Source organism: Paranoxybacillus vitaminiphilus, from assembly GCF_003259935.1.
GTDB classification, from domain to species: Bacteria; Bacillota; Bacilli; order Bacillales; family Anoxybacillaceae; genus Paranoxybacillus; species Paranoxybacillus vitaminiphilus.
Genome location: NZ_QLMH01000035.1, coordinates 1 through 9311, shown reverse-complemented (window position 1 = coordinate 9311; position 9311 = coordinate 1). Strand labels below are relative to the sequence as shown.

5 protein-coding genes, 1 rRNA gene and 2 riboswitches are annotated in these 9311 nt (G+C 41.0%); all 6 genes read right to left on the bottom strand.

From position 1 onward, the window contains the following. Positions 1–195 (bottom strand): 16S ribosomal RNA (locus tag B0I26_RS17575); the annotation flags it as partial. A gap of 854 nt (positions 196–1049) precedes the next feature. Continuing rightward, positions 1050–2375 carry an NCS2 family permease gene (locus B0I26_RS17570; RefSeq protein ID WP_111646644.1) on the bottom strand — a complete coding sequence of 442 codons (1326 nt, stop codon included), beginning with the start codon at positions 2373–2375 and terminating at the stop codon, positions 1050–1052. 230 nt (positions 2376–2605) lie between these two features. Next, positions 2606–2707, bottom strand: a riboswitch (purine riboswitch). 96 nt (positions 2708–2803) lie between these two features. Continuing rightward, positions 2804–4348 (bottom strand): glutamine-hydrolyzing GMP synthase, encoded by a 1545-nt coding sequence (guaA, locus tag B0I26_RS17565; RefSeq protein WP_111646646.1) that lies wholly within the window; start codon positions 4346–4348, stop codon positions 2804–2806. 91 nt (positions 4349–4439) lie between these two features. Then, a riboswitch (purine riboswitch) is annotated at positions 4440–4541 on the bottom strand. 37 nt (positions 4542–4578) lie between these two features. Then, a complete protein-coding gene (locus B0I26_RS17560) occupies positions 4579–6753 on the bottom strand; it encodes a DUF4129 domain-containing transglutaminase family protein (RefSeq protein WP_245934846.1) in 2175 nt (724 codons plus the stop codon). Between the two features lie 2 nt (positions 6754–6755). Then, a complete protein-coding gene (locus tag B0I26_RS17555) occupies positions 6756–7961 on the bottom strand; it encodes a DUF58 domain-containing protein (RefSeq protein WP_111646643.1) in 1206 nt (401 codons plus the stop codon). Between the two features lie 11 nt (positions 7962–7972). After that, positions 7973–8923, bottom strand: a complete 951-nt coding sequence (locus tag B0I26_RS17550; protein ID WP_111646642.1) for an AAA family ATPase — start codon at positions 8921–8923, stop codon at positions 7973–7975. Positions 8924–9311 lie beyond the last annotated feature (388 nt).

The window sequence follows — 9311 nt, the reverse complement described above, 5'->3', positions numbered from 1 at the left end:
CATGCGGTTTTCGGTATTATCCGGTATTAGCTCCGGTTTCCCGAAGTTATCCCGGTCTGCAGGGCAGGTTGCCCACGTGTTACTCACCCGTCCGCCGCTAACCTCAGGGAGCAAGCTCCCTTTGGTCCGCTCGACTTGCATGTATTAGGCACGCCGCCAGCGTTCGTCCTGAGCCAGGATCAAACTCTCCATAGAAAGAGTTGTCTAGCTTCTAATGTCTAGCTTCAGCTCGCAGCGCCTCGCGGAAAATAACCTTCCTCCATCGACATACAAGTATGTCTCGTCGGAAGAACATTTTCCTCCCGGCGCTAAACGCTCGCTTCCGCTTTTCTTATTGTCTAGCTTCAGCGCCTAGCTCTCTTCTGCCAAATAACCTTCCCCTTCGAAGTGCAAGCACTTCTGCAGGTGAAGAACATTTGGCTTTGAGAGCTAACCGCGGCGCTTCCGCTTTTCTTTGTGGACGCTTCGTTTTGTTCAGTTTTCAAAGAACATTTATCCTTAGTCGTTTACAAGCGACTTTTTTAATATAACATATTATCTTTTTCAGTGTCAACTATTTTTTGAAACTTTTTTATTAATTTTCGCTTCAACAGCGGCTTTTTCAATATAACATTAACTGAACAAAAAAGTCAACAATAAATTATAAAATTTTTATCGGTAGAAACGATGGAGGAATTAAGGAATAAACGCATAACTAAAAAAGAAAGAGGATTTATGAAAGAAGCGATCCTCCATAGCGATCAGAGCTTCCATTCCCATCGGAACGGCAGCCAATATGGGACCTGCACAATCCATGACTCTCAGGTCCAACTGCTGGGACAATACTTGTATAAAGAACCTCTTCGGGCATTTGAAATGTGAAATGCCATGTTGCAGCCCATCATAAACCGTTGAAGAAGTGCGACAAACCATTATTGACTACATCCGCTATTTATAACGAAAAAAGGATACAAACAAAATACGGCATGAGTCCGTTTGAATACCGAACTCGTGCCGCATAAAGGTCACTCTTTTATGCATTTTTACTTGACAGATACTAGTTCAACCGACTACTCCCTTAAGAATACAAAATAACAAATAAAGATAAAGAATAAAACATATAAAATTGGATGTACTTCTCTTCCACGGCCTTTTAAAATCATTGTAATCGGATAAAAGATAAAGCCAACGGCGATCCCTGTTGCAATGCTGTAAGATAACGGCATCGTAATAAGCGTAAAGAAAGCAGGAACGGCAATCTCGAATTTTTTCCAGTCAATTTCGCCAATCGAAGATGCCATTAACACACCGACAATAATTAACGCTGGTGCCGTAACCGGAGCCGTAATGACACCTAACAACGGCGAAAAGAATAAAGCTAATAAGAATAAAATACCTGTTACAACCGCTGAAAAACCGGAACGTCCACCTGCTGCAACACCTGCAGATGATTCAATATAAGATGTTGTTGTTGATGTGCCGAACACAGCTCCCACCATTACGGCTGTTGCATCAACAAGCAACGCTTTTCCGGCTCTAGGTAATTTATTATTCTTCAGTAAACCAGCTTGGTTCGCAACCGCAAGAAGTGTTCCTGTCGCATCAAAAAAATCAACAATAAAGAACGTTAATACAACACCAAGCATTTTTAACGTAAAAATTTCATCAAGATGCTGAAGGGCAACACCAAATGTCGGAGAAATATCAGGGATGGCTCCTACCACTTTTTCAGGCACTTCGATAAGACCGAAAATCATTCCTGTAATAGCCGTAATAACCATTCCGTAGAAAATACCGCCGTTTACTTTCTTAACCATTAAAATCACTGTTACAAATAAACCGAATAAAGCAAGAAGCGTATTGCCGTTTTTGAAATCGGATAATCCGACTAATGTAGCTGGATTATCAACAATAATGCCGGCGTTTTGAAAGCCGATAAATGTAATGAATAAACCGATACCTGCTCCTACTGCATATTTTAAATCGACCGGAATCGCATCAATAATTTTTTCGCGGACTCCTGTCAAAGTTAACACCGTAAAAATAACTCCTGATACAAACACCCCTGCCAATGCGGTCTGCCAAGGAATGCCCATCCCTAAAACAACTGTAAACGCAAAGAATGCGTTTAATCCCATTCCAGGTGCTAAAGCAATTGGATATCTCGCCAAAATGCCCATCAAAATAGAGCCATATGCAGCGGCAAGAGCAGTCGCTACAAAGACCGCACCTTGATCGATTCTTAGTTCGTCCGGGAAGTCCTTTACTGCCCCTAACGAAAGCGTAAAAGGATTAACGAACAAAATGTAAGCCATTGATAAAAATGTTGTCAAACCAGCAATGATTTCTGTGCGATAATTCGTTCCGAGCTCATCAAATCGGAAATACTTTTTCATTTCTTTTGTCCTCCCTGAAAAATAATAAAACGCTTCTAGTAAGCTACCAGAAGCGTTGACTAACAGGAATAATGAACATAGAGAGGACAGTACCCCTTCTTTTCTATATAAGTTCAGATTGAAAAACCCGACATAAAAAGGTAGACAAAAGAGAAAAGTTAAAACACCTCATGAATATATGCCGGAAAATCAATCTGCATTTATATAGCAAAAAAGGGCATACGAATACTCTCTATCTCATTATACCTCGTAGTCAAGCTATTTACGGTAGCTTGGTAGAAACTCTCGAGCCATATTCCCGAGATTATACGACGTATTTTGACAATATTCGTTTTTTTTACTCAAATTTTATCAATTTACGAAAGATACGTCAATGAAAAAACGAACATTTTTTATAAAAATGTTCGTTTTTGTTCGTTGTTATCAGCTTATTCCCATTCGATTGTTGCCGGCGGCTTACTTGTAATGTCATACACAACACGGTTCACATGCGGAACTTCGTTCACAATGCGGGTCGAAATGACTTCTAATACATCCCAAGGAATGCGCGCCCAATCCGCCGTCATACCATCGATCGAAGTAACAGCGCGAATGCCGACTGTATAATCATATGTGCGCGCATCTCCCATAACCCCTACGCTGCGGATATCAGGAAGCACGGTGAAATATTGCCAAATTTCACGTTCTAATCCTGCTTTCTTAATTTCTTCACGCAAAATCGCATCCGATTCTCGGACAATTTCCAGCTTTTCTTCTGTTACCTCGCCAAGAACGCGAATGCCTAATCCCGGCCCCGGGAAAGGCTGACGCCAAACAATTTCATCTGGAATGCCTAACTCCGTGCCAAGCGCACGCACTTCATCTTTAAATAAAGTATTTAGCGGCTCAATTAACTTAAACTTCATATCTTCAGGCAGACCGCCTACGTTATGGTGCGATTTAATTGTCTGTGCTGTCGCTGTTCCGCTCTCGATAATGTCTGTATACAATGTACCTTGCACTAAAAATTCAATACCTTCCAATTTTGCTGCTTCGTCATCAAACACATAAATAAATTCATTACCGATGATTTTACGTTTTTGTTCAGGATCCGTAACACCTTTTAATTTGTTTAGGAAACGTTCTTTTGCATCAACTTTAATGACGTTCATATTAAATCCTTCACGGAACGTTTTCATGACGCTTTCGGCTTCACCTTTGCGAAGCAAGCCATGGTCAACAAAGATACATGTCAATTGGTCGCCAATGGCGCGGTGCACAAGCACAGCCGCTACGGAAGAATCAACACCGCCGCTCAATGCACAAAGCACTTTTTTATCGCCGACTAACTCGCGAATTTTGCGAATTTCGTTATCAATGAAACTTCCCATTGTCCAGTCGCCTTTGCATCCGCATACGTCAAAAACAAAGTTTTTCAAAATATCATTGCCATATACGGAGTGACGCACTTCCGGATGAAATTGTACCGCATAAAACTTTCGTGACTCATCGCTCATCGCAGCAATCGGGCAAGACGGACTTGTTGCGTCAACGACAAATCCTTCTGGAGTATCTGTTACCAAATCCCCATGGCTCATCCAAACAACTTGCTCATTAGGAAGACGCTCAAATAGCTTGGACGAATTTTGTACAGTAATTGTCGCTTTTCCGTATTCGCGATGCGTCGCTTTTTCCACTTTGCCGCCTAAATAGTGCGTCATTAGCTGCATGCCATAACAAATCCCTAAAATCGGCAATCCCAGCTCAAAAATCTTTTCATCGCAAGTAAACGCATTTTCATCATATACGCTGTTAGGACCGCCGGAAAAAACGATCCCTTTTGCATTCATCGCTTTAATTTCTTCGGCTGTAATCGTATGTGGATGCAGTTCGCTATATACCCCGAACTCGCGAATGCGGCGAGTAATTAACTGATTATATTGGCTTCCGAAATCCAATACAACAATCATTTCTTGGTTTTGTTGCACGTTCATCACCTCAAAATGAAATTCGCTTATCTTTAAAAACAAAAAACTAGAATCATACCTTCACATATAAAGGCAGAATTCTAGTTTATAACATAAAAATAGAATCATCTGCCTTCATAGTCGGGTAATTTACGGTTACCCGGTAGAGACTCTCGAACCATATTATCGAGGATATATGAAGGTGCGGTACTTAGTATTAAATTTTAATTCATTCTATCAATACTTTTTGACACTGGTCAAGATACTGTCTTTTTGATTAAATTTTCCCACAATTCTTTCACTTGAGCCCACTCTATATGAACATGGTCCTTTTCATAAATTGCCTTTTCATACAAAAAAGTAAGCCGGCTCATTTCGTTTGTCCCAAACCAGTCATCGACGTAAGCGGCGTATTGTCGTAACGTTTGGCCGCTTTTCCGTTTTAATCCGTAGTCATCCAAATGCTTCAACAATGAAAGATATGCTTTTGTAAATATTTGTTGATCACGTCGGTAATGAAACAACCATAATGTTATATATGGCCGCCATTTTCGTTTCGTTTTAAACAAGATGAAAGAGACAACAAGCAAAGAAAACATCCCAAGCACCATTTCTTTCCACGATAAAGAAGCAAAAACAGCTGTTAGCTTATCATTCACGTTTGATGATCGTTTGTCCTCTTTCTGCAACTCATCGTTAAGCGGCGTCTGTCTTTCTTCTCGTTGTGTTTGTTCAGGTATTGGTGTTGTCTCTGCTATTGATTGTTGTTCTGTAAAGCTATATGGATTACTAAATCCTTGTGTCGGTTCAAACGGAACCCAGCCGATCCCTTCAAAATACACTTCCACCCATGAATGAGCGTTATTGTTTGTAATTTCATAAACATTCATTCCGTTTTCTTCTGAATTGACTAATTGCCCTGAAGTATATCCTTTTACCCAACGCGCAGGAATGCCGACAGAACGAAGCAAGACAATCATGGAAGTAGAAAAGTTGTCGCAATATCCTTTTTTTGTCTCAAACAAAAATTGGTCTACATAATCTTCTTGTTCGCTTGGTACAGCTACCTCCTTCGTCTCATAAAAATAACCGTTCAAACGAAAGTATTGTTCAACCGCCTTCACTTTGTCATATTGATTTTCCTTTCCATTTGTAATTTGCCGCGCTAACTCTTTTACCCGCTCAGGCAAGTTCGGCGGCAATTGCGTATAACGCTGTAAAAGTTTGCTATCCTGCATGACCGGAGCCTGCCGCAACTTTTCAACAGAAAACGACGGATATTCATATGTCATTTCGTATCTGCCTAAGCGGACAGCATAAGACTCCCGGTTAGTTACATATATTTTTTCATTTGCCGCATGAAGGCGGAAAACAACATCACCGGAGACAATGACTGATGTTAATCCGGCAGGATATACTAAGTGCGGAAAAAGCCGTTGGTGGAAATTGACTGCTGCTGTTAACATTTCCTTTTCGACATTTTCCTCAAACCATTTCAGTACATCATTTTCCCGTTCAAAAGTGTGAATTTCGACGCTCTCGGAAGCTTCCCAACCTTTTCCGGTATAAACGTCCTTTGTTTCAACCCGCCAATAATGGCGCTTCTTTGCTTCAGCATAAAACACAACGGTATCATCGGCAACAAACGGTCCCCCCAACCGTGAATCATTAGTGCCATAGCCAATCTTTTTCACAGCAGGCTCTTTTCCCTCTTCTTCATCTTCTCCGCCGCCGGCATAACTTTTAATAAACGGCACAGGGTCCGGCCATTGCGGCTGAAGCTTGGGAGCCGTGTAGCTGATGAGCAGTGAAACAGAAGCGAAAAAAACAAACGGTTTCCACCACGTTCTGTTTCCTGATAACAACTTTTCTTTCTCTACTAATCTTTCATAATGGAGCCAGCTAAGCAGTAAAAACCCAAGAACAACGAGACGAATCATCGCTGCCTTGCCTTGATAGGCTGTAAATGTATCCAATACGGCAACATAGCCAACTGTCAACGCATAAAAAAGAAACAACCTTTTTTGCGCAAAAAGCCAGTAACACAAAAGATAGGCGGAAATCCAAAGCAGCAGGAAAAACAGCAGGGTGCGGAAACTATCTGTCATTTCTGCAAATTGAAAATGGATGAGCAAATAAAAATGATGAACAGCCATGCTCGTTAAATCGACAACGAGACTGACGCTTAAAAGCGGCTGCTGGAAAAATAACATATTTAATACATAGAAAATATAAAGGCTTTTTACCAAAGCTCCCAGCCAAAAACGGACTCTAAAAAAAGCCAGACCTAAACAACCGGCAACAAAAATGATAAACACATAAATATTTCCCGTATCCGAAATGGTTTTGAGCGGAACTAGCCACTCCCATAACAGCCAAAATGCCAATAAATGCATAAAAACTGCTTTCATTGTCCGTTGAGCTTCATTCACCGTTACTTCCCACCTTCAATTAAGGCATTGGCAAAGCTGCGTTCTTCGATCATTTTTACCGTTACTCCTTTTCGCTCGATTTGTTCAACCGCAATGATTTCTTCTTTGGAAATGTCCGCAGCTTTATCTTTGACTATAAAAACAATCCCGCTAAAATTTTTCATTGCTAAATTCCCTAATGAAGCCGCCAGCTCCTTATCAACGCTTGACGTAATACAGCAAAATGAAAACGGCGTGTTCCAATGCTCCATTTCTTTATTGATGCTTCTCGCAAACGACCATTCACTATCACATTGCACCTTTGCTAAATGATAAAAAAGCTCCTGAAGATGTGCCTCACCGTTTTTTGCCGGAAAGATGACACGGTCCCGTCCAACTGACACAAGTCCCGTTTGCACTCCCCGCTTTATCATTGTGCGTACGAGAGATGCAGTAAATGTAACCATTTCCTCAAAAAGAGGCGAAGGAGTCCGATCAAGAAAAATAACGATATCTTCACTTTGACTTTCTTCAAATTCCTTTGTCATCAGCTCATTTTTGCGCGCCGAAGCTTTCCAATTAATCCAAGAAAAGCGGTCACCCGGCTTATACTCCCTGATTCCGACTGTTATGGTCGTATCGCGGTGAAGCCGAATGGGCGAAGCAGCGACTCCTTGTTCAAACCGCTGACCCACTTTCCGATATCCCATCTCTACATAACGCGGGTACACTAAAATCGAATTCTCCACTTGAAAAGTTGTTTCTTTTTCAATTAGGCCAAAAAAATCGGTTATTTTGATTCGAACCGTTGAAAATCGATGTTCCCCCCGTGGAAGATGCTCCAATATATATTCATAGGAGAAGTCCGTTTTGAACAAGGGAGACAAAAATATTTTAGAAGGCTTTGTTTGCTGGCAGTTTTGCAGCGGCTTTGGCAATTGATCTTCAATAATTAAATATATAATTGGAAAAAACATACGCGTCTTTACATTTAAAGTGGCTGCTAATTTTTCACCAACATGATACTGCTCCTGATTTAATCGGCGCTGAACTTCAAAATAACGCATCGGATAAAGCGCAACACAAAAGGAATAGAGGCCGAATGGAAGGAAGCTGTAAAATAAAAACCAACTGACAAAACCGCCTTGAAACATGGCGTACGAAAATAAAACAACGATCAAAATAATAAGAAGAAGCACTCTGCCGGTTAGACGAATCCTCTTTTTCATCGCACCATTCACTACCTTTGAATCGGAACCGGCGTCCGTTCCAGTATGTCTGTCACCACATCTTCAGCCGTTACTCCGTCAAATTTCGCTTCCGATTTTAAAATAATGCGGTGTGAGAGAACGTAAGGAGCTAAAAACTGAACATCATCAGGAATGACAAAGCTGCGGTCATGGACAAAAGCATACGCTTGCGCCGCCTTCATCAAAGCAATGGAACCGCGCGGGCTGACTCCTAAATAAACAGAAGAAAGTGTACGGCTTCGCTGGACAATCTCGACAATATACCGCTTAACTGTATCATCGACATATACGTCCTTTACCTTTTGCTGCAATTCGATAAGTTCTTCAACCGTAATAACTGGCTGCAACTCTTGAATCGGCGGTATTTTTTCCGCTCTGCTTAATATCTCTATTTCTTCCAAAATCGATGGATAACCCATTTGCATTTTCAGTAAAAAACGGTCCAGCTGCGCTTCCGGCAGCGGATACGTTCCTTCATATTCAATCGGGTTTTGCGTCGCCATCACAAAAAACGGTCTCGGCAATTTCCTCGTTACTCCATCGATGGTAATGTTGCCTTCCTCCATCGCTTCCAATAGCGCCGACTGCGTTTTAGGAGAAGTACGGTTAATTTCATCGGCTAAAATAATGTTGCCCATAATCGGACCCGGCTTATATTCAAACTGCATTTCTTTTGGATTATAAATAGAAACTCCTGTGACATCGCTTGGAAGCAAGTCAGGAGTAAATTGAATTCGTTTAAACTTCGCGCTCACTGATTTAGCCAGAGCGCGGACTAGCATCGTTTTTCCTACTCCGGGAACGTCCTCCAACAATACATGTCCTTCTGCTAATAACGCGACAACACTCAACGTTGCAACATCCCGTTTCCCGATAATGACTTTTTCCATATTTTCAATCACTTGAGCAATGAGCGGTCGTAATTTGTCGTATTTCGCCATTCTTTAAAGCTCCTTTATCTCCAGTGTGTTGGCAAATGATTTATTTATAAATTCGACACATACACCGAAAAACCTTTCGGAAAAATGAAGGAAATCATTGAAGTCCCCCTCAATTTCCTATCAATCAGCTCGTTACTTCTCTGAAGAAAAATGATTAAATACGTGCAAAAGTGAGAATTAAAAGTTAAGATAAGTTTTTTATTTTAACGATCATTAAAATTTAGCAAACCTAATATTGACCCTAAAATTTAATAAATTAGGGATGACAAATAGAGTAAATTTTTCTAAAATTTGGTTCATCACCAAAAGTCGGGGGTGACAAATTTCCCTCCCGTTTCTAGGCGGATGCGCAAGAAAAGATGTGCGTTGTTTCGGTATCCATACCCTC

Excerpts from the sequence above, each read along its gene's own strand:
- B0I26_RS17550 (WP_111646642.1), bottom strand. The coding sequence starts at position 8,923 with ATGGCGAAATACGACAAATTACGACCGCTCATTGCTCAAGTGATTGAA.
- B0I26_RS17555 (WP_111646643.1), bottom strand. The coding sequence starts at position 7,961 with ATGAAAAAGAGGATTCGTCTAACCGGCAGAGTGCTTCTTCTTATTATT.
- B0I26_RS17570 (WP_111646644.1), bottom strand. The coding sequence starts at position 2,375 with ATGAAAAAGTATTTCCGATTTGATGAGCTCGGAACGAATTATCGCACA.
- guaA (WP_111646646.1), bottom strand. The coding sequence starts at position 4,348 with ATGAACGTGCAACAAAACCAAGAAATGATTGTTGTATTGGATTTCGGA.